Here is an 18937-nt window from a genome sequence, read left to right on the forward strand (position 1 = left end):
AAATGACGATTTTTGATAACTATGAAGTGTGGTTCGTAATTGGCAGCCAGCACCTGTATGGCCAGGAGACCCTACGCCAGGTGACGAAACATGCCGAACATGTGGTGAATAGCCTGAATGCGGAAGCAAAACTGCCGTGCAAGCTGGTGCTGAAACCGCTCGGCACCACGCCGGATGAAATCACGCATATTTGCCGCGACGCCAACTACGATGATAAATGCGCCGGATTAGTGGTCTGGCTGCATACCTTCTCACCGGCGAAAATGTGGATTAACGGCCTGACGCTCCTCAACAAGCCGCTGCTGCAATTCCATACCCAGTTCAACGCCTCTCTGCCGTGGGACAGCATTGATATGGACTTTATGAACCTCAACCAGACCGCGCACGGCGGCCGCGAATTTGGCTTTATCGGCGCGCGCATGCGCCAGCAGCACAGCGTCGTCACCGGTCACTGGCAGGATAAAGAAGCGCACCAGCGCATCGGCGCGTGGATGCGCCAGGCGGTTTCGAAGCAGGATACCCGCCATCTGAAAGTGTGCCGCTTCGGCGATAACATGCGCGAAGTAGCGGTAACCGATGGCGATAAAGTGGCGGCGCAGATTAAGTTCGGCTTCTCGGTCAACACCTGGGCGGTCGGCGATCTGGTGCAGGTGGTGAATAGCATCAGCGACGGCGATATCAACGCGCTGGTCGATGAGTATGAAAGCAGCTACCGCCTGACGCCAGCAGCGCAGGTGCACGGCGATAAACGCCAGAACGTACTGGACGCCGCGCGCATCGAACTGGGGATGAAGCGCTTCCTTGAGCAAGGCGGTTTCCACGCCTTTACCACCACCTTTGAAGATCTTCACGGCCTGAAGCAGCTGCCGGGTCTCGCCGTACAGCGCCTGATGCAGCAGGGCTACGGCTTTGCCGGCGAAGGCGATTGGAAAACCGCCGCTCTGCTACGCATCATGAAAGTGATGTCGACCGGTCTGCAGGGCGGCACCTCTTTTATGGAGGATTACACCTATCACTTCGACAACGGCAACGATCTGGTGCTGGGCTCGCACATGCTGGAAGTGTGCCCGACTATCGCTACCGCCGAGAAACCGATCCTCGACGTCCAGCCGCTGGGAATTGGCGGTAAGGCCGATCCGGCGCGTCTGATCTTCAACACCCAAACCGGCCCGGCGATCGTCGCCAGCCTGATTGATTTAGGCGATCGCTTCCGCCTGCTGGTCAACACCATCGAAACCGTCGCGACGCCGCACGATCTGCCGAAGCTGCCGGTGGCCAACGCGCTGTGGCAGGCACAGCCGGATCTGCGTACCGCGTCGGAAGCCTGGATCATCGCCGGCGGCGCGCACCATACCGTCTTCAGCCATGCGCTAACCCTCGACGATATGCGCCAGTTTGCCGAGCTGCAGGATATTGAGCTGACCGTCATCGACAACGATACCCGCCTGCCGTCGTTCAAAGACGCGCTGCGCTGGAATGAAGTCTATTACGGTTCAAAACGCTAAGAGGCCGCCCCTCACCCTAACCCTCTCCCCAGCGGGGAGAGGGAACCGACCGAGCGCGGTGTCACCTTTCCCCCTCCCCTTTGAGAGAGGAGTGGGGAGAAGGAACCGACCGAGCGCGGCGTCACCTTTCCCCCTCCCCCTTTGGGAGAGGAGTGGGGAGAAGGAACCGACCCGGCGCGGTGTCACCTTCCCCCTCCCTTTGGGAGAGGAGTGGGGAGAAGGAACCAACCGGCGCGGTGTCATCTTTCTCCCTCTCCCTTTGGGAGAGGGTCGGGGTGAGGGGAACCCAACTCACCTGCTATTCGGAGCACACTATGTTAGAAGATCTCAAACGCCAGGTGCTGGAGGCCAACTTAGCGCTACCGCAGCATAATCTGGTGACCTTAACCTGGGGCAACGTCAGCGCCGTCGATCGTGACAAAGGGGTATTGGTTATTAAACCCTCCGGCGTGGATTACGCAGTGATGACCGCTAACGACATGGTCGTCGTCAGTCTGGAGACCGGTGAAGTGGTGGAAGGCAACAAGAAGCCCTCTTCCGATACGCCGACCCATCGCCTGCTGTATCAGGCATTCCCGACGCTTGGCGGGATTGTGCATACCCATTCGCGCCACGCCACCATCTGGGCGCAGGCCGGGCAATCTATCCCGGCGACCGGCACCACCCACGCTGACTATTTTTATGGCCCGGTCCCCTGCACCCGGTTGATGACCGATGCGGAGATCAACGGCGAATATGAGTGGGAAACCGGCAACGTGATTGTCGAAACCTTCCGTCAGCAGGGCATCGACCCGGCGCAAATGCCCGGCGTGCTGGTGCATTCCCACGGCCCGTTCGCCTGGGGAAAAAATGCCGAAGACGCGGTGCATAATGCCATCGTGCTGGAGGAGATCGCCTATATGGGAATTTTCTGCCGCCAGCTGGCGCCGCAACTGCCGGATATGCAGCAGACGCTGCTCGATAAACACTATCTGCGTAAACACGGGGCCAAAGCCTACTACGGCCAGTAACGGCCGTTGGTTGGGCCATGTTGTAGAAACTGTTGTCGGTTTACAACTGTTTTGGTCCGGGAAAAACGTGTGTTTTGTGTTAATTCAGAGCACATTGCGCTCCCGGTTAATTTTTCTGCGTTATGTCTCTCATGGCGCAGGGAGCGCACAGAGGGCGGCCAGTCGCCGCCGCCCTCTGTACTCCCCGGCTCTGGCCACCAAAATCGCCACTTCGTGGTGCCTTCGACTTATCCCTGCAGGCTTCGGGTCGGGCCGAGGCAGCGTCCTTGCAAATCACGGCCCTCAGCCCGCATCCATGCGGGCTGCCCCGGCCTTCCGGGAACGTCTCAGCGATTTTGAGGCCACCAACACCGGCAGTTTCAGTAGCCACAGGTACAAGGTAGAGACCTTAAGCTCACAATGGCACGAACCGTAGCCCGGATGAGGCGCAAGCAGAAATCCGGGGCAACCGCGGCGCTGAATGCCTGTATAAAACCCCAGCACCTATCGTGAAACCAGGCTATAATCAGGCCTGGTTTTTTATCGTTGAGAGCACGCGTGACGCAGCCGCAAGCAGGATTTTTACTCACCCGTCACTGGCGGGATACCCCGCAGGGAACGGAACTGGCCTTCTGGCTGGCGACCGATAACGGCCCGCTGCAGGTCACGCTGCCGCCGCAGGAATCCGTCGCGTTTATCCCCGAAGCGCAGCGGCGGCAGGCTGAAAGCCTATTGCAAGGTGAAAACGGCTATCGCCTGGCCCCGCTTGCGTTAAAAGATTTCCACCGCCAGCCAGTTTTCGGCCTGTACTGCCGCGCCCATCGCCAGCTGATGCGGCTGGAAAAAAAGCTGCGTGAAAACGGCGTCACCGTTTACGAAGGCGATATCCGCCCGCCGGAGCGCTACCTGATGGAGCGCTTTATCACCGCCCCGGTCTGGGTGGAAGGCGAAACGCGCGGTTCGCAGTTGGTTAACGCGCGCATGAAACCTAATCCGGATTACCGCCCGCCGCTGAAATGGGTCTCGTTGGATATCGAAACCAGCCGCCACGGCGAGCTCTACTGCATCGGCCTGGAAGGCTGCGGCCAGCGGGTGGTCTACATGTTAGGCCCCGAGCCCGCTACGCCGCCGGATGTGGGCTTCAGCCTGGTCTATGTCGCCAGCCGCCCGCTGTTGCTGGAAAAGCTCAACGCCTGGTTTGCCGAACACGACCCCGACGTGCTGATCGGCTGGAACGTGGTGCAGTTCGATCTGCGGGTCCTGCAAAAACACGCCGAGCGCTACCGCATCCCGCTGCAGCTCGGCCGCGGCAATAGCGAGCTGGAGTGGCGCGAGCACGGTTTTAAGAACGGCGTCTTTTTCGCCCAGGCCAACGGCCGACTGATTATCGACGGCATCGAAGCGCTAAAATCGGCGTTCTGGAACTTCTCCTCATTTTCACTCGAGGCCGTCGCCCGCGAACTGCTCGGCGAAGGTAAAGCTATCGACAACCCGTGGGAACGGATGGACGAAATCGATCGCCGTTTCCATGAAGATAAACCGGCGCTGGCAACCTATAACCTACAGGATTGCGAGCTGGTGACGCGGATCTTTCATAAGACAGAGATCATGCCGTTTCTGCTCGAACGGGCGACGGTCAACGGTCTGCCCGCCGATCGCCACGGCGGATCGGTCGCCGCCTTCAGCCATCTCTATTTCCCGCGCATGCACCGGCTGGGCTACGTGGCGCCGAATCTCGGCGAAGTTCCCCCGCAGGCCAGTCCCGGCGGCTACGTCATGGACTCCCGCCCCGGCCTGTATGACTCAGTGCTGGTGCTGGACTACAAAAGCCTGTATCCGTCGATCATCCGCACCTTTTTAATCGATCCGGTCGGCCTGGTTGAAGGGCTGGCACAGCCCGATGACCGCCACAGCACCGAAGGGTTTCTCGGCGCCCGCTTCTCGCGCGAAAAGCACTGCCTGCCAGGCATCGTCGGGCAGATCTGGCACGGCCGCGATGAAGCTAAGCGTCAGCATAATAAGCCGCTGTCGCAGGCGCTGAAGATCATCATGAACGCCTTTTACGGCGTGCTGGGGACCAGCGCCTGCCGCTTTTTCGATCCACGGCTGGCGTCGTCGATCACCATGCGCGGCCACGCGATCATGCGCCAGACCAAAGCGCTGATTGAAGCCCAGGGCTATGACGTTATCTACGGCGATACCGACTCCACCTTCGTCTGGCTCAAACGCCCGCATAGCGAAGCGCAGGCGGCGGAAATCGGCCGCAAACTTGTTGCCTATGTTAACGACTGGTGGGCGCAGGAACTGGGCAAAAGCCAGCTGACCAGCGCGCTGGAGCTGGAATATGAAACCCACTTTTGCCGCTTTTTAATGCCGACGATCCGCGGCGCCGATACCGGCAGTAAAAAGCGTTATGCCGGAATGATTCAGGAGGGCGATGCCCAGCGCATGGTGTTCAAGGGGCTGGAGACGGTACGCACCGACTGGACGCCGCTGGCCCAGCAGTTTCAACAGGAGCTGTATCTGCGCATCTTCCGCCATCAGCCGTATCAGGATTATGTACGGGAGACTATCGCAAGACTAATGAACGGCGAGCTCGACGAGCAGCTGGTTTATCGCAAGCGCCTGCGCCGACCGCTGGCGGAGTACCAGCGTAACGTGCCGCCGCACGTGCGCGCCGCGAGGCTTGCCGATGAACACAACGCGAAGCTTGGGCGGGCGCAGCAGTATCAGCAGCGCGGCACCATTAAATACGTCTGGACTACCGGCGGCCCGGAGCCGGTGGATTACCAGCAGTCGCCGCTCGATTACGATCACTATCTGTCAAAGCAATTGCAGCCGGTGGCGGAAGGAATCCTTCCCTTCGTCAACGACGACTTTGCTACAATAGTGACAGGGCAACTGGGGCTATTTTGACAGGTGACTAACACCGCGGCATCCAGTACCATAGCGCCCTTTCCATTCCTGGACCCAATTTTGATTCCTCAGCGTAACTATGCTGAGGATGCACTATTGCCTGCAATTAAAGAACAAAGAGCCGAACACATATGCCTTTTACACTTGGTCAACGCTGGATTAGCGATACAGAGAGCGAACTAGGACTAGGGACAGTGGTAGCGCTGGATGCGCGCATGGTCACTCTCCTTTTCCCCGCCATCGGCGAAAACCGTCTGTACTCTCGCAACGATTCCCCGATCACCCGCGTGATGTTTAACCCGGGCGATACCATTACCAGCCACGAAGGCTGGCAGCTCCACGTTGACGAAGTAAATGAAGAGAATGGGCTGCTGTCCTACACCGGCACCCGCCTGGATACGCAAGAAGAACATGTTACCCTGCGCGAAGTCCTGCTCGACAGCAAGCTGGCCTTCAGCAAGCCGCAGGACCGCCTGTTCGCCGGGCAAATCGACCGGATGGACCGCTTTGCCCTGCGCTACCGCGCGCGTAAGTTCCAGAGCGAACAGTACCGCATGCCGTGGAGCGGCCTGCGCGGCCAGCGCACCAGCCTGATCCCGCATCAGTTGAACATCGCCCACGACGTGGGCCGTCGTCACGCGCCGCGCGTTCTGCTGGCCGATGAAGTGGGCTTAGGTAAAACCATCGAAGCCGGGATGATCCTTCATCAGCAGCTGCTCTCCGGCGCCGCCGAGCGCGTGCTGATCGTGGTCCCGGAAACCCTCCAGCACCAGTGGCTGGTGGAAATGCTGCGCCGCTTCAACCTGCGTTTCTCGCTGTTCGACGACGAACGCTACGCCGAAGCGCAGCACGACGCCTACAACCCGTTCGAAACCGAACAGCTGGTTATCTGCTCCTTAGACTTCGTGCGCCGCAGCAAGCAGCGCCTGGAGCACCTGTGCGACGCCGAATGGGACCTGATGGTGGTCGATGAAGCGCACCACCTGGTGTGGAGCGAAGAGGCGCCGAGCCGTGAATATCAGGCCATTGAACAGCTCGCCGAACGCGTGCCGGGGATACTGTTGCTGACCGCGACGCCGGAACAGCTGGGCATGGAGAGCCACTTTGCGCGCCTGCGTCTGCTGGATCCAAACCGCTTCCACGATTTTGAACAGTTTGTTGAAGAACAGCAAAACTATCGTCCGGTCGCCGACGCCGTCGCCCTGCTGCTGGCAGGCAACAAGCTCAACGATAATGAACTCAATACCCTTGGCGATCTGATCGGCGAACAAGACATCGAGCCGCTGCTGCAAGCCGCTAACAGCGATCGTGAAGATGCTCAGGCCGCGCGCCAGGAGCTGGTTTCAATGCTGATGGACCGCCACGGCACTAGCCGGGTGCTGTTCCGTAACACCCGTAACGGCGTGAAAGGTTTCCCGAAACGCGAGCTGCACACTATTCGCCTGCCGCTGCCGACCCAGTACCAGACGGCTATCAAGGTCTCCGGTATTATGGGCGCGCGCAAAACCGCGGAAGAGCGCGCGCGCGACATGCTCTATCCGGAGCAGATCTATCAGGAATTTGAAGGCGATACCGGCACCTGGTGGAACTTCGACCCGCGCGTCGAATGGCTGATGGGTTACCTGACCAGCCATCGCTCGCAGAAGGTGCTAGTGATTTGCGCCAAAGCCGCCACCGCGCTGCAGCTGGAGCAGGTACTGCGCGAGCGCGAAGGTATTCGCGCCGCGGTATTCCATGAAGGCATGTCGATTATCGAACGCGACCGCGCCGCAGCGTGGTTTGCCGAAGAAGACACCGGCGCGCAGGTGCTGCTGTGTTCCGAAATCGGCTCCGAAGGGCGTAACTTCCAGTTCGCCAGCAACCTGGTGATGTTCGACCTGCCGTTTAACCCGGATCTGCTGGAGCAGCGTATTGGCCGTCTCGACCGTATCGGTCAGGCGCACGATATCCAGATCCACGTGCCGTATCTGGAGAAAACCGCGCAGTCGGTGCTGGTGCGCTGGTATCACGAAGGGCTCGACGCCTTCGAACATACCTGCCCGACCGGCCGTACCGTCTACGATAGCGTTCACGACGACCTGATTAACTACCTTGCCGCGCCGGAATCCACCGATGGCTTCGACGATCTGATCAAATCCTGCCGCCAGCAGCATGAAGCGCTGAAAGCGCAGCTGGAACAGGGCCGCGACCGTCTGCTGGAGATCCACTCCAACGGCGGCGAAAAAGCGCAGGCTCTGGCGGAGAGCATCGAAGAGCAGGATGACGATACCAGCCTGATCGCCTTCTCGATGAACCTGTTCGATATCGTCGGCATCAACCAGGATGACCGCGGCGAAAACCTGATCGTCCTGACCCCGTCCGATCATATGCTGGTGCCGGATTTCCCGGGCCTGCCGGAAGATGGCTGCACCATCACCTTCGAGCGTGACGTGGCGCTGTCGCGTGAAGACGCGCAGTTCATCACCTGGGAACACCCGCTGATTCGCAACGGTCTGGATCTGATCCTCTCCGGCGATACCGGCAGCAGCACGATTTCGCTGCTGAAGAACAAGGCGCTGCCGGTCGGCACGCTGCTGCTGGAGCTTATCTACGTCGTCGAAGCGCAGGCGCCGAAGCAATTACAGCTTAACCGCTTCCTGCCGGCGACCCCGGTTCGCATGCTGCTGGATAAAAACGGCAACAACCTCGCCGCGCAGGTGGAGTTCGAAAGCTTCAACCGCCAGCTGAGCGCGGTCAACCGCCACACTGGTAGCAAGCTGGTCAATGCGGTGCAGCAGGACGTTCACGCGATTCTGCAACAGGGCGAAGCGCAGATCGCCAAAGCGGCGCAGGCGCTGATCGACGCGGCGCGTAACGAAGCCGATGATAAACTGACGGCGGAACTGTCGCGTCTCGAAGCGCTGAAGGCGGTGAACCCGAACATCCGTGACGACGAACTGGCGGCGATCGAAAGCAACCGCCAGCAGGTGATGGATGCGCTGGCGCAGGCCGGATGGCGTCTGGACGCGCTGCGTCTGATCGTCGTCACTCACCAGTAACGGAACGCGAAAATGGCGATGGAAAACTACAATCCGCCGCAGGATCCCTGGCTGGTGATTCTGTATCAGGATGAGCACATTATGGTGGTCAACAAGCCGAGCGGCTTGTTGTCTGTGCCCGGCAGGCTGGAAGAGCATAAGGATAGCGTGATGACGCGTATCCAGCGCGATTTCCCGCAGGCCGAATCGGTGCATCGCCTGGATATGGCCACCAGCGGCGTGATTGTGGTGGCGCTGAATAAGGCCGCCGAGCGTGAACTGAAGCGTCAGTTCCGCGAGCGCGAGCCGAAGAAGCAGTACATCGCCCGCGTCTGGGGCCATCCGCAGCCTGCGGAAGGTCTGGTGGATTTACCGCTGATTTGCGACTGGCCGAACCGGCCAAAGCAGAAGGTGTGTTATGAAACCGGCAAAGCGGCGCAAACCGAGTATGAGGTGCTGGAGTACGCGGAGGACAACACCGCCCGCGTGCGCCTGAAGCCGATTACCGGGCGCTCACATCAGCTTCGGGTGCATATGCTGGCGTTAGGGCATCCGATCCTCGGCGACCGCTTTTACGCCACGCCGGAGGCGCTGGCGATGGCCCCGCGCCTGCTGCTGCATGCCGAAACGTTAACTATCACCCATCCCGCCTACGGCAACGCGATGACCTTCCGCGCGCCGATCGACTTTTAAGTCGTTATCCGGACGCCCCGGTCGCGCTACGCCGCCGGGGAAATCTCTAACGCAGACGCGATTAATCGCGGGCGAACCACGCATCGATCATCTGCTCAACGCGAGCGACCACCAGCCCGGTGTCGTGACGACGGCTGCGCGCGCAGGCGTGGGCCGGCTCATCGCACAGCAGGCAGCGGCGCATCGCTTCACCCTGCGCCTGGCGGCTAATCAGCCCCGCTTGCGGACAAATGACGTCGATATCCCACAGACGTCCCAGCGGATGATTCTGTTCCAGTTCGCTGCATAGCGCTTTGATCTCTTCCGCGGAGTGCTCAACGCACCACATCGCTTCCGGGCCGGTAGGCAGCCACAACACCTGGCGGTCGAGCGTTTTCCAACGCTGCTGCCACAAAAGTTGGTCACAGGCCTGCAGCGCAACACCCATCATATTGCGATAGCGAATACTGTCTTTTACCGCCCCTGGCGTTACCAGAGTGAGAGAAATGACCGGTTGTTGATAATGGTTGAGCCAGTCTTGTTGACGGGCTGCGCGCTGCTCTTTCGCCGCCAGCAGATTTTCCATGCTGACGCCCGCCCGGGCGGGAGTATGCACTGACATTCTTTCCTCTCCTTTAATGATCAAAAAGGCAGCTCGGAGCTGCCGTCGCTATCGCGGATAACGCCGCCTATTGTATCGCTAATTGCACAGAATTTAGGACGCAGGACAAAGAAATTTTCTTCGTCCTACGGAGGGAAATGGCAGTTTTTGCTGTTAGCGCAGAACTAAATCACGATAAGAAATGACTTAAGAACAGCAGCCCTAACAACACATTAATCGCGCCGCCGATACGGGTAGCTATCTGAGCAAACGGCATCAGGTTCATACGGTTGCCGGAAGTCAGGATGGCGACGTCGCCGGTACCGCCCTGCCCACTCTGGCAACAGGAGACAATCGCCACGTCGACCGGATGCATCCCCATTTTTTTACCGACGAAGAACCCGGTGGCCACCAGCGCCGAGACGGTGCAGACAATAACCAGCAGGTTGGTGAGCGTGAAGGCATTTACCAGCTCCTGCCACGGGGTAATCGCCACGCCGACGGCAAACAGAATCGGATAAGTCACCGCGGTGCGGAAGAATTTATACACCACCTGCGAGCCCTCCTGCAGGCGCGGCGAAACCACATTCGCCAGCTTCAGCAGCACCGCGAGGAACAGCATGCCAACCGGCGCCGGCAGGCCAATCAATTTATGTCCGAGCATGCCCATCATATACAGCAGCACCGCCAGCAGCGCGCCGGAGGCCAGCGTCGCCACATCAGTTTTACCGCCAAATCCTTCGCTTTCGCTCAGGCTGCGGGTTTCATTACTGCGGTTCGGCATTAGCTGGCCTTCGCCGGTCAGATGCGGGAAGCGTTTGCCAAGCTGGTTCAGACAGCCGGCAATGACGATCGCCGTCAGGCTGCCCAGCATCACCATCGGCAGCACGCGTCCCAGCGCAACTCCCTGATCCATATGCATCAGCGCCGCATAGCCAATCGACAGCGGGATCGCCCCTTCGCCCACGCCGCCGGCCATAATCGGCAACACGATAAAGAAGAAGACCTGGAACGGATCCATTCCCAACAGGCTACCCACGCCGACGCCCACCAGCATGCCGACAACTTCGCCGCACAGCATCGGCAGGAAGATCTTCAGGAACCCCTGAATCAGCGTGGTGCGGTTCATGCTCATAATGCTGCCAACGATAATGCAGCAGATGTAGAGATAAAGAATATTGGTCGATTTATAGAATTTGGTGGTGGATTCAACCACCACATCCGGCAGCAGGCCGTAATGGACCAGCGCCGAAGGAATAAAGGTGGCGCAAATCGCCGCCGCGCCAAGCTTACCGAGTACCGGCAGACGCTTGCCGAACTCGCCGCAGGCAAAACCGAAGAAGGCCAGCGTCGCCACCATCACCACGATATCGCTCGGCAGCTTGCCGCCAAGGCAGTCCAGCGCGATAAGACCCCCGGCCAGCAAAAATAGCGGCAGCGGGATAATCCCCACTTTCCAGCTATCCATCACGTGCCACCAGCGTTGCTTCAACGAGGCTTTCGGTTTGTTAATAGGTTCAAGGGTTGCAGAGAATGCGTTGTCTGTGGTGCTCATAAATTCAGCCCTGTAGTTATTATTCCTGTTCAGGGTAGAGGGGCTGGCGCGGCGTTAATGTGAGAAAAGGCAGATTAAAAAAGAAGTTTTAATGGTCATTATGGTTTTTATGGTTTCTATACCCTAAATAATTCGAGTTGCAGGAAGGCGGCGACGCAGGGAATCCCCAGGAGCTTACTCCAGTAAGTGACAGGGGTGAGTGAGGACAAATTCGTCAGGAACGAATTTGAACGCAGTTCACTGCGCCCGTAAGGGCGAGGCCCAGGGATGGGCCGAGTTATTGCCAACGCCCATGCAACTTGAAGTATGACGGGTATATTAATCAGCGTGATACATATCTGATTTCTAAACGTGGTTTTTATGGTTTTTTTATTAACCGGATAATTACCCTTTATAAATAGGCACCAGTAGATAAATTGTCCTTCTGGCCGCTGACGATATCGTTGCCGCATCTCAAATACTGTGCGCATAACTATGAAAGTTTCATTCCAATTTAAGCTGTTCATCTCCCTGGTGGCCTTTTTCTCCATCTTATTCGCTCTGCTTGGCGTTTATTATTATCTCGACGCCAGCCGCCAGCTGTATCAGGAAATGAGCGCCAGGGCGAAAATTCAGGCCGAAGAGATTGCGCTGATGCCCAATCTACGCCAGCAGGTCAGTCTGCACGACCCGCAGGCTATCGGCGCCTTCATGAGGCAAATCGCCGCCCACAGCGATGCCAGCTTTATCGTCATCGGCGATGATAAAGGCGTACATCTGTTTCATTCCGTGCACCCGGAATGGGTCGGCACCCGCTTAGTGGGCGGCGATAACCAGGCGGTGCTGGAAGGCAAAACTATCACTACCATCCGTAAAGGCGGTTTGGGCATCTCGCTACGCAGTAAAACGCCCATTGTCGACGACAACGGGCGGGTGATCGGCATCGTCTCCGTCGGCTATCTGACCAGCTATCTCGACAGCATCACCGTGCAAAAGGTAGTGAATATTTTTGTCGCCGCCATCCTGTTGCTGATCGCCCTGTTTATCTTCTCCTGGTATTTTACCCGCAGTATTAAAAAGCAGATTTTTTCGCTGGAGCCGCGCGAAATTGGCCTGCTGGTTCGCCAGCAAAAAGCGATGATGGAATCGATTTTCGAAGGGGTTATCGTTATCGACAGCCAGCGACGGATTGAAGTGATTAACCACGCCGCCCGCAGCCTGCTGGGGCTTAAGCAGCCCGCGCATCTGCTGCGCGGCAAATCGATTGATAGCGTGATCGCGCCGCAGCCGTTCTTCGCCAGCGGCGCGATGCTGGCGAACGATACGCACGATGAACTGTGTCGCTTCAACCAGCTGACGGTACTCGCCAGCCGGGTGCGCATCATGCTGGAAAACTCGCTGCAGGGCTGGGTGATCACCTTCCGCGACCGCGATGAAATTAACGCCCTCACCGCCCAGCTCAGCCAGGTGAAACGCTATGTCGATAACCTGCGCATTATGCGCCACGAGCAGCTCAACCGCATGACCACGCTCTCCGGCCTGCTGCATATGGGCCACTACGACGAAGCTATTCGCTATATACAGGCGCAATCGGAACATGCCCAGGAGCTGCTGGACTTCATCTCCTCGCGCTTCCGCTCGCCGACGCTATGCGGCCTGCTGCTGGGTAAAGCCACCCGCGCTTATGAAAAAGGCGTTGAACTGAGCTTTGATCCGGCCTGTCGTATCGATCGCCCGCTGTCGTCGCTGATGGAGTCGGAACTTATCTCGATCATCGGCAACCTGCTGGATAACGCCATTGAAGCGACGCAGCGCGCTGAACTACCTCACGAGCCGGTCGAGGTACTGATTCAACTCAACGCCCGCGAGCTGATGATTGAGGTGGCCGATCGCGGCGTCGGAATTCGCCCGGATATCCGCGAACGTATTTTTGAGCGCGGGGTGACGACAAAAACCCGTGGCGATCACGGTATTGGTCTGTATCTTATTGAACATTATGTGACTCAGGCTGGCGGCACGATTGAGGTTGCCGATAACGCGCCGCGCGGAACGATATTTACCCTGTTTATTCCCGCCGACCCGCCAGCCCATCCGCAACCGGAGGCCAACGATGCATCATGATCTGGTCGATGTGCTGATCATCGAAGATGAAAACGAGCTGGCCCGCCTGCACGCCGAGCTGATACAGAAACACCCGCGCATGCGGCTGGCGGGAATGGCCGCCTCGCTTTCCCAGGCGCGGCAGATGCTCAACGCCAGACCGCCGCAGCTGGTCCTGCTGGATAATTATCTGCCGGACGGCAAAGGCGTTACTCTGATGACCGACCCGATTCTGGCCAATGCCAATTGCTCGGTCATTTTCATCACCGCCGCCAGCGATATGGAAACCTGCAGCCAGGCGATACGCAACGGCGCCTTCGACTACATTCTCAAGCCGGTTTCGTGGAAACGGCTGAGCCAGTCGCTGGAGCGCTTTATTCAGTTTTACGATCAGCAGCGGGAATGGAAAATCGTCGATCAGCAAAACGTTGATTCTCTGTATCAGCTGCAGGCTAAAAATTTTCGCGCTGATAACGGCAGCAAGGGCATCGAAGAAAAGACCCTGGCGCTGGTACAAAATTTATTTCATGGCCGCGAAACGCACTGTTTTTCGGTTGACGAAGTGGTCAGCGAAACCGGGCTGAGCAAGACCACTGCCCGTCGTTATCTCGAGCATTGCGTAGAAGTGAGTTTTCTGGAAGTGGAAATGCTGTACGGAAAGATTGGCCACCCACGGCGGATGTATCGCCGCGCGCAGGGCGCGAACTAAGGCTTCTCCATGAAGGTGAAGCCTTACGGGATTCAGAAGCCGCGCTGCTCTTTGATAAGCTCCCAGGCTTTCTGGATTTCCTGCGCTTTCTGTTTCGCCATTTCCATCATCTCCGGCGGCAGCCCTTTGGCTACCAGCTTGTCCGGGTGATGTTCGCTCATTAGTTTACGGTAAGCGCGTTTGACGGTGGCGGCATCATCGGTCGGCTTGACGCCGAGAACATTACAAGCGTCTTCAAGCGTCGGACCGCGCTGTGCCTGCTGCCAGCCGCCATTGCCGCCGCGCTGACCATAGGATTGCTGCTGCGAGCCGCCGCCGAACTGCGCGCCGCCCTGCATCATGCGCAGGAACTGCTCAAACTGCGCGCGCGAGATACCAAGCTCGTCGGCGATAACAAACAACACTTCGCGTTCATTGGGATGTAATTCGCCGTCGGCGAAGGCCGCCTGCAGCTGAATTTCCAGAAACATCCTAATTAAATCGAAGCGACCGAAACAGACGCTGCGCAGTTGACGCATTTTCTCGCGCAGCGGGTAATTATCGGCCTTGCCGGCGCGAAATGCCTGCTGCGCCGCGGTGCGCGACTCGCCGTGCAGGTTCATACGATCCATCAGCACATTCGCCACATGAATATCGGCTTCCGTCACGCGCCCTTTAGATTTAGTCAGATGCCCCATCACTTCAAAAGTGGTGGAAAAGAACAGCGACTGCCGCTCCTGCTGGTTGGCAAATAAATTCAGCCGACGGCTACGGGCCCGGTCAAACATATGTCCGACTAAAAAGCCAAGCACCACGCCCCAGAAGCCGCCGCCCATCAATAATGCAACCGCGACACCAATCACTTTACCCAAATACTGCATAGACTCCCCAATCTTTCTGCTACCAGTTAAGCTATATCTGACCGCACGTTACCAAGCGTTGACGCCACGGTCATGTGGGACATCGCCTATAATTTGCTTTATCATACTCGCCATTCTACACGGTGCCTAACGCTCAGAAACGAAACGAGCGGATTAAGACTAGCGCGATTAAGATGAGTACGTTAGGCTCTGACCGTTTGCAAGCCGCTGCCACAAGATGACGGAACAACAAATAAAACGTATGAAAAAACGTATCCCCAGCCTCCTGGCCACCATGATCGCCAGCGCCTTGTATAGCCAACAGGGCATGGCCGCCGATCTCGCCACGCAATGTATGCTTGGCGTGCCAAGCTATAATCGTCCTCTCGTTGAAGGAAAGCCTAACGATCAACCGGTAACGATTGACGCCGATCATGCGAAAGGCAACTACCCCGATAATGCCGTGTTTACCGGCAACGTTGATATTAATCAGGGGAATAGTCGCCTGCAGGCCGACGAGGTGCAGTTGCATCAGCAGCAGCCGGCGGGGCAACCGCAGCCGGTGCGTACCGTTGATGCGCTTGGCAACGTTCATTATGACGATAACCAGGTTATTCTGAAGGGGCCGAAGGCGTGGTCGAACCTGAACACCAAAGATACTAACGTCTGGAAAGGCGACTATCAGATGGTTGGCCGTCAGGGGCGCGGTACCGCCGACCTGATGAAGCAGCGCGGCGAAAACCGCTATACCATTCTGGAAAACGGCAGCTTTACCTCCTGTCTGCCGGGTTCTGATACCTGGAGCGTCGTCGGCAGCGAAGTTATCCATGACCGCGAAGAGCAGGTTGCCGAAATCTGGAACGCGCGCTTTAAGCTGGGTTCCGTCCCTATTTTTTATAGCCCGTATCTGCAGCTGCCGGTCGGCGATAAGCGCCGCTCCGGCTTCCTGATCCCCAACGCCAAATACAGCACTAAAAATGGCGTTGAGTTCTCGCTGCCCTATTACTGGAATATCGCGCCGAACTTCGACGCCACCATTACGCCGCACTATATGAATAAACGCGGCGGCGTAATGTGGGAAAACGAATTCCGTTATCTGACCCAGGCGGGCGCAGGTTTATTCGAATTCGATTACCTGCCTTCCGATAAAGTGTACGAAGACGATCACTCCAACGACAGCAATAGCCGCCGCTGGATGTTCTACTGGAACCACAACGCGGTTATCGATCAGGTGTGGCGTCTGAACGCCGACTACACCAAAGTCAGCGACCCGGATTACTTTAACGACTTTAGCTCTAAGTACGGTTCCAGTACCGACGGCTACGCGACGCAGAAATTCAGCGCCGGTTACGTTAACCAGAACTTTGACGCCACCGTGTCGACCAAGCAGTTCCAGGTCTTCGACCGTAGCTCAAGCAACTCCTACGCTGCTGAGCCTCAGCTCGATATTAACGCCTACCAGAATGACGTCGGTCCGTTCGATACTCATCTGTATGCGCAGGCGGTGCACTTCGTCAACACCAACGGCGATATGCCAGAAGCAACGCGCCTGCACATGGAGCCGACGATCAACCTGCCGCTGTCTAACGGCTGGGGAAGCATCAATACCGAGGCGAAGCTGCTGGCGACCCACTATCAGCAGAGTAATCTCGATCAGTACAACACCGCTAACGGTACCGATTACAAAGATTCGGTTAACCGCGTGATGCCGCAATTCAAAATCGACGGCAAAATGGTCTTCGAACGCGATATGCAGGAAGGGTATACCCAGACCCTGGAACCGCGCATGCAGTACCTGTACATCCCGTATCGCGACCAGAGCCACATTGGCGTCTACGACTCGACACTGCTGCAGTCCGACTATAGCGGCCTGTTCCGCGACCGCTCCTACAGCGGCCTTGACCGTATCGCGTCAGCCAACCAGGTCACCACCGGCGTCACATCTCGCGTATATGATGACGCGGCCGTTGAACGTTTTAATATTTCCGTTGGTCAAATCTACTATTTCACCGAGTCTCGCACCGGTGCGGACAACATCAACTGGGAGAATAACGACACCACGGGTTCACTGGTCTGGGCCGGCGATACTTACTGGCGTATCACCGATAACTGGGGTTTACGCGGGGGGATCCAGTACGATACGCGTCTGGATAACGTCGCAACCGGCAACGGAACCATTGAATACCGCCGCGACGAAAACCGCTTAGTGCAACTGAACTACCGTTACGCGAGTCCGGAATATATTCAGGCGACGCTGCCTTCGTATTCCACCGCTCAGCAGTACAAAGAAGGTATTTCTCAGGTGGGTATGACCGCCAGCTGGCCGATTGTCGATCGTTGGTCAGTGGTCGGCGCGTACTACTTCGATACCAATACCAAAAAAGCGGCTAACCAGATGTTAGGGGTACAGTATAACTCTTGCTGCTACGCTATCCGCCTTGGCTACGAACGTAAGATCAACGGCTGGGATAACAACAACGGCGGTGAGAGCAAATACGACAACACCTTCGGTATCAACATCGAACTGCGTGGTCTGAGCTCCAACTACGGTCTTGGCACCCAGCAGATGCTGCGCTCGAACATTTTGCCGTACCAGAGCTCGCTGTAAGGCATCTGGTTTAAAACGTAATCCGCATTTGCGGTTAATTGAAATGGAAAAAGTATGAAGAACTGGAAAACGCTGCTTCTCGGTATCGCCATGATCGCGAATACCAGTTTCGCCGCCCCGCAGGTGGTCGATAAAGTAGCGGCTGTCGTCAATAATGGCGTTGTTCTGGAAAGCGACGTCGATGGTCTGATGCAGTCGGTGAAGCTCAACGCTGGTCAGGCGGGACAGCAGCTGCCAGATGACGCGACCCTGCGTCATCAGATCCTCGAAAGATTGATCATGGACCAGATCGTTCTGCAAATGGGTCAGAAAATGGGCGTGAAAGTCAGCGACGATCAGCTTGACCAGGCCATCGCCAACATCGCCAAACAGAACAACATGTCGATGGATCAGATGCGTAGCCGTCTGGCCTATGAAGGCATCAACTACAACACCTACCGTAACCAGATCCGTAAAGAGATGCTGATTTCGGAAGTACGTAACAACGAAGTGCGCCGCCGTATCACCGTGCTGCCGCAGGAAGTTGAAGCGCTGGCCAAGCAGATTGGCGATCAGAACGATGCCAGCACCGAGCTGAACCTGAGCCACATCCTCATCGCGCTGCCGGAAAACCCAACCTCCGATCAGGTTGCGGCTGCGGAAGAGCAGGCGAAGTCCGTCGTTGAACAGGCCCGTAACGGCGCTAACTTCGGCAAACTGGCTATCACCTACTCTGCTGACCAGCAGGCGCTGAAAGGCGGCCAGATGGGCTGGGGCCGTATTCAGGAGCTGCCGGGTATCTTCGCTCAGGCGCTGAGTACCGCGAAGAAAGGCGATGTTGTCGGTCCGATTCGTTCCGGCGTCGGCTTCCATATCCTGAAAGTTAACGATATGCGCGGCGGCAGCCAGAACATCTCCGTCACCGAAGTCCATGCCCGCCACATCCTGCTGAAGCCGTCGCCGATCATGAACGACGCGCAGGCGCAGGCGAAACTGGAACAGATCGCCGCTGACATTAAGAGCGGTAAGACCACATTCGATAAAGCGGCGAAAGAGTTTTCCCAGGATCCGGGTTCCGCCAATCAGGGTGGCGACTTAGGCTGGGCGACGCCGGATATCTTCGATCCCGCGTTCCGCGATGCGCTGATGCGTCTGAACAAAGGCCAGACCAGCGGCCCGGTTCACTCCTCCTTCGGCTGGCACCTGATCCAACTGATGGATACCCGCAACGTCGACAGAACCGACGCCGCACAGAAAGATCGTGCTTACCGCATGCTGATGAACCGCAAATTCTCTGAAGAAGCGGCAACCTGGATGCAGGAACAGCGCGCCAGCGCTTACGTCAAAATTCTGAGCAACTAAAGTTCTCCCCTCTCCACGCCTTAAAAGCGTCGCGGGAGGGTAGACCGGTCGCCCCAGCAACGGCTGGGGTCGACTGCGCAGCCGGGCCCCCCTGGCCCGAAGGAAC

General features: G+C 57.6%; 12 protein-coding genes. 9 read left to right on the forward strand and 3 right to left on the reverse strand.

Annotated elements, in window-relative coordinates; all coding sequences use genetic code 11:
• Positions 1 to 2 precede the first annotated feature (2 nt).
• The 5 genes from araA to rluA all read left to right on the forward strand — a co-directional run bounded on the left by araA (position 3) and on the right by rluA (position 9120).
• Positions 3 to 1505 (forward strand): L-arabinose isomerase, encoded by a 1503-nt coding sequence (gene araA / locus PGR23_RS18700; protein ID WP_015368279.1) that lies wholly within the window; start codon positions 3 to 5, stop codon positions 1503 to 1505.
• Between the two features lie 314 nt (positions 1506 to 1819).
• A complete protein-coding gene (gene araD, locus PGR23_RS18705) occupies positions 1820 to 2515 on the forward strand; it encodes an L-ribulose-5-phosphate 4-epimerase (protein ID WP_045389962.1) in 696 nt (231 codons plus the stop codon).
• Positions 2516 to 3052: 537 nt separating this feature from the next.
• Complete coding sequence (polB, locus tag PGR23_RS18710) at positions 3053 to 5410, forward strand: DNA polymerase II (RefSeq protein WP_396279923.1); 2358 nt, start codon at positions 3053 to 3055, stop codon at positions 5408 to 5410.
• A gap of 131 nt (positions 5411 to 5541) precedes the next feature.
• The gene (rapA, locus tag PGR23_RS18715; RefSeq protein ID WP_045376408.1) at positions 5542 to 8448 is read left to right on the forward strand and encodes an RNA polymerase-associated protein RapA; all 2907 of its coding nucleotides are present in this window, start codon (positions 5542 to 5544) and stop codon (positions 8446 to 8448) included.
• Between the two features lie 12 nt (positions 8449 to 8460).
• Positions 8461 to 9120 (forward strand): bifunctional tRNA pseudouridine(32) synthase/23S rRNA pseudouridine(746) synthase RluA, encoded by a 660-nt coding sequence (rluA, locus tag PGR23_RS18720; RefSeq protein WP_063413970.1) that lies wholly within the window; start codon positions 8461 to 8463, stop codon positions 9118 to 9120.
• Positions 9121 to 9181: 61 nt separating this feature from the next.
• Here the strand turns inward: rluA and citX are convergent, their stop codons facing one another.
• Positions 9182 to 9721, reverse strand: coding sequence for a citrate lyase holo-[acyl-carrier protein] synthase (citX, locus tag PGR23_RS18725; protein ID WP_015368283.1), 540 nt, complete (start codon positions 9719 to 9721; stop codon positions 9182 to 9184).
• 169 nt (positions 9722 to 9890) lie between these two features.
• A complete protein-coding gene (locus PGR23_RS18730) occupies positions 9891 to 11255 on the reverse strand; it encodes a 2-hydroxycarboxylate transporter family protein (RefSeq protein WP_430915646.1) in 1365 nt (454 codons plus the stop codon).
• A gap of 474 nt (positions 11256 to 11729) precedes the next feature.
• On the opposite strand from PGR23_RS18730, the gene PGR23_RS18735 reads away from it, so the two are divergent.
• Together PGR23_RS18735 and PGR23_RS18740 are read left to right on the forward strand one after the other, a co-directional pair.
• Positions 11730 to 13355, forward strand: coding sequence for an ATP-binding protein (locus PGR23_RS18735; protein WP_045397299.1), 1626 nt, complete (start codon positions 11730 to 11732; stop codon positions 13353 to 13355).
• Entirely contained in the window at positions 13345 to 14043 is a 699-nt protein-coding gene (locus tag PGR23_RS18740) for a response regulator (RefSeq protein WP_045397296.1), read from the forward strand. The genes PGR23_RS18735 and PGR23_RS18740 overlap by 11 nt, the downstream gene beginning before the upstream one ends.
• A gap of 32 nt (positions 14044 to 14075) precedes the next feature.
• On the opposite strand, the gene djlA is transcribed toward PGR23_RS18740, so the two are convergent.
• Positions 14076 to 14903 (reverse strand): co-chaperone DjlA, encoded by an 828-nt coding sequence (gene djlA / locus PGR23_RS18745; protein ID WP_047047451.1) that lies wholly within the window; start codon positions 14901 to 14903, stop codon positions 14076 to 14078.
• A gap of 241 nt (positions 14904 to 15144) precedes the next feature.
• Here djlA and lptD point away from each other — a divergent pair, with 241 nt between their 5' ends.
• Both lptD and surA read left to right on the forward strand, forming a co-directional pair.
• Positions 15145 to 17490: an LPS assembly protein LptD gene (gene lptD, locus PGR23_RS18750; RefSeq protein ID WP_032713339.1), complete on the forward strand. Its 2346-nt coding sequence runs from the start codon at positions 15145 to 15147 to the stop codon at positions 17488 to 17490.
• A 54-nt stretch (positions 17491 to 17544) separates the two neighbouring features.
• Positions 17545 to 18831 (forward strand): peptidylprolyl isomerase SurA, encoded by a 1287-nt coding sequence (surA, locus tag PGR23_RS18755; RefSeq protein WP_045397288.1) that lies wholly within the window; start codon positions 17545 to 17547, stop codon positions 18829 to 18831.
• Positions 18832 to 18937: the final 106 nt, after the last annotated feature.

It is taken from the genome of Klebsiella sp. 141162, assembly GCF_050600755.1.
GTDB lineage: Bacteria > Pseudomonadota > Gammaproteobacteria > Enterobacterales > Enterobacteriaceae > Klebsiella > Klebsiella aerogenes.

Bases quoted from the DNA above. Each gene is read 5' to 3' on its own strand.
- araA (WP_015368279.1), top strand. From the start codon at position 3: ATGACGATTTTTGATAACTATGAAGTGTGGTTCGTAATTGGCAGCCAG.
- araD (WP_045389962.1), top strand. From the start codon at position 1,820: ATGTTAGAAGATCTCAAACGCCAGGTGCTGGAGGCCAACTTAGCGCTA.
- rapA (WP_045376408.1), top strand. From the start codon at position 5,542: ATGCCTTTTACACTTGGTCAACGCTGGATTAGCGATACAGAGAGCGAA.
- rluA (WP_063413970.1), top strand. From the start codon at position 8,461: ATGGCGATGGAAAACTACAATCCGCCGCAGGATCCCTGGCTGGTGATT.
- citX (WP_015368283.1), bottom strand. From the start codon at position 9,721: ATGTCAGTGCATACTCCCGCCCGGGCGGGCGTCAGCATGGAAAATCTG.
- PGR23_RS18730 (WP_430915646.1), bottom strand. From the start codon at position 11,255: ATGAGCACCACAGACAACGCATTCTCTGCAACCCTTGAACCTATTAAC.
- PGR23_RS18735 (WP_045397299.1), top strand. From the start codon at position 11,730: ATGAAAGTTTCATTCCAATTTAAGCTGTTCATCTCCCTGGTGGCCTTT.
- PGR23_RS18740 (WP_045397296.1), top strand. From the start codon at position 13,345: ATGCATCATGATCTGGTCGATGTGCTGATCATCGAAGATGAAAACGAG.
- djlA (WP_047047451.1), bottom strand. From the start codon at position 14,903: ATGCAGTATTTGGGTAAAGTGATTGGTGTCGCGGTTGCATTATTGATG.
- lptD (WP_032713339.1), top strand. From the start codon at position 15,145: ATGAAAAAACGTATCCCCAGCCTCCTGGCCACCATGATCGCCAGCGCC.
- surA (WP_045397288.1), top strand. From the start codon at position 17,545: ATGAAGAACTGGAAAACGCTGCTTCTCGGTATCGCCATGATCGCGAAT.